This is a genomic window from Methylobacterium sp. WL116, assembly GCF_008039455.1.
In the GTDB taxonomy this organism is placed as follows: Bacteria; Pseudomonadota; Alphaproteobacteria; order Rhizobiales; family Beijerinckiaceae; genus Methylobacterium.
On the sequence record NZ_VRUV01000674.1, the window covers coordinates 1 to 2,082 of the forward strand.

Annotated in this window: 3 protein-coding genes and 1 pseudogene; 3 read left to right on the forward strand and 1 reads right to left on the reverse strand. The window is 73.3% G+C overall.

Annotated features, from left to right (window positions below):
• A partial coding sequence (locus FV223_RS26080; protein WP_187276255.1) for a P1 family peptidase occupies nucleotides 1–186 on the reverse strand: 186 nt, incomplete at its 3' end.
• A 75-nt stretch (nucleotides 187–261) separates the two neighbouring features.
• On the opposite strand from FV223_RS26080, the gene FV223_RS26085 reads away from it, so the two are divergent.
• The 3 genes and pseudogenes from FV223_RS26085 to FV223_RS26095 all read left to right on the forward strand — a co-directional run.
• Nucleotides 262–723, forward strand: a complete 462-nt coding sequence (locus tag FV223_RS26085; protein ID WP_147729652.1) for a GNAT family N-acetyltransferase — start codon at nucleotides 262–264, stop codon at nucleotides 721–723.
• 119 nt (nucleotides 724–842) lie between these two features.
• Nucleotides 843–1,643: pseudogene (locus FV223_RS26090) on the forward strand (ATP-binding protein); the annotation flags it as partial.
• 26 nt (nucleotides 1,644–1,669) lie between these two features.
• On the forward strand, nucleotides 1,670–2,082 hold a 413-nt coding region (locus tag FV223_RS26095), incomplete at its 3' end, for a YbfB/YjiJ family MFS transporter (RefSeq protein WP_348644830.1).

Genomic DNA, 2,082 nt, shown 5'->3' on the forward strand with positions numbered 1-2,082 from the left:
GATGCCCTCGACGGTGCGCTCGGGGTCGAGCAAATCGGTCTCGCGGGTGCCCGGCCCGCCGCCGCGGACGTCCACCGCCGCCGTGACCGGCCGGTCGAACACCAGCGCGGTGACGCCGCTGGCGACCCGTGCGTCCGCGGCGTGGCCGACCCGGATGCCGGCGATGTCGGTGATGGCGTTCCGCATGGATGGCAGCATGCCACGATCGCGCGCGGGCCGCACGGCTTGAGCGGCGATGCGGGCGGGTGCAGGATCGCGACGATGCCCCAGGACGTCGTCATCCGCCCCGTCGCCCGCGCCGACCACGCGCAGTGGCTCCCGCTCTGGGAGGGCTACAACCTGTTCTACGAGCGCGTCGGCCCGGCGGCGATCCCGCCCGCGGTGACGCAGGCGAACTGGGAGCGGTTCTTCGACGCCTACGAGCCGATGCACGCGCTCGTGGCCGAACGCGACGGCCGGCTGATCGGCCTGACGCACTACCTCTACCACCGCACCACCACGGCCACCGCGCCGTTCTGCTACCTGCAGGATCTGTTCACGACGGCCGACGCCCGCGGGCGGGGCGTCGGCCGCGCGCTGATCGAGGCCGTCTACGTTGCGGCGCGCCGCGCCGGATCGCCCCGGGTCTACTGGCAGACGCACGAGACCAACGCGACGGCGATGCGGCTCTACGATCAGGTCGGCGACCGCTCGGGCTTCGTGGTCTACCGCAAGCCGCTCTGAGCCCTTCGTCCACCGCGACCCCGCGCCTGTGGACGCGCGGCGCGCCGGACGCATCGCGAAGGGTGCTCGCGTGTTAACGGGAGGCTCGGGATTTCCCGCGGCGTGCAACCGGAGCGACGATGGCGTTCGGCATCGAGATGGGGCTCGGGCTCGACGGGCAGGGCATCGGCCAGCCGGCCCGCCTCGACCTGGAGGAGCTGCTCGCGACGCGCCTGCTCGTCCAGGGCAATTCCGGCTCGGGCAAGTCGCACCTGCTGCGCCGCCTGCTGGAGCAGAGCGCCGGCCACGTGCAGCAGGTGGTGATCGACCCCGAGGGCGACTTCGTCACCCTTGCCGAGGCGCACGGCCACCTCGTGGTGGACGGAAGCCACGGGGAGGGCGACCTGCAGGCGATCGCCGCGCGGGTGCGCGGGCACCGCGTCTCGGTGGTGCTCGACCTCGAGAGCCTCGACATGGAGGCGCAGATGCGCGCCGCCGCCGCCTTCCTCGGCGGGCTGTTCGAGGCCGAGCGGGCGCATTGGTATCCCTGCCTCGTCGTGGTCGACGAGGCGCAGATCTTCGCGCCGGCCGCCGCCGGCGACGTCTCCGACGAGGCCCGCAAGATCGCGCTCGGTGCGATGACCAACCTGATGTGCCGCGGGCGCAAGCGGGGCTTGGCCGGCATTATCGCGACGCAGCGGCTGGCCAAGCTCGCCAAGAACGTCGCGGCCGAGGCCACCAACTTCCTGATGGGGCGCACCTTCCTCGACATCGACATGGCGCGGGCCGCCGACCTGCTCGGCCTCGACCGGCGCGGCGCGGAGCGTTTCCGCGACCTGGCGCGGGGCGAGTTCGTGGCGCTCGGGCCGGCGCTGAGCCGCCGTCCGCTCGCCCTCCGCATCGGTCCGGTCACCACCTCGTCGCGCGCGGCCTCGGGCAGGGCATCCAGGCCGGATCGCACTATTGGGTGCTGTTCGGGCTCGGCGCGACGGTCGGCCCGATCCTCGTCGGGCACCTCGCCGACCGGACCGGCTTCGGTCCCGCGCTCCGGCTCGCCTTCCTGGTCGAGGCCGGCGCGATCGCGATTCCGGCCCTCGGCCTCGGCCCGTCGTGGCTGATCCTGTCGAGCGTCGCGGTCGGCGCCTTCGTCACCGGAACCGTGCCGCTCATGCTCGGCCGCATCGGCGAGCTCCTGCCCGGGGAGCCGGAGCGGCAGAAGGCGGCTTGGAGCGTCGCCACCGTGGCGTTCGCGCTGTTCCAGGCCGGCGCCGCCTACGGGCTGTCCTTCGTCTTTGCGCACACGGCGGGCAACTACACGCTGCTGTTCGCGCTCGGCACGGCCGCGATGGTGCTGGCGCTCGCCATCGACCTCGGCACGGC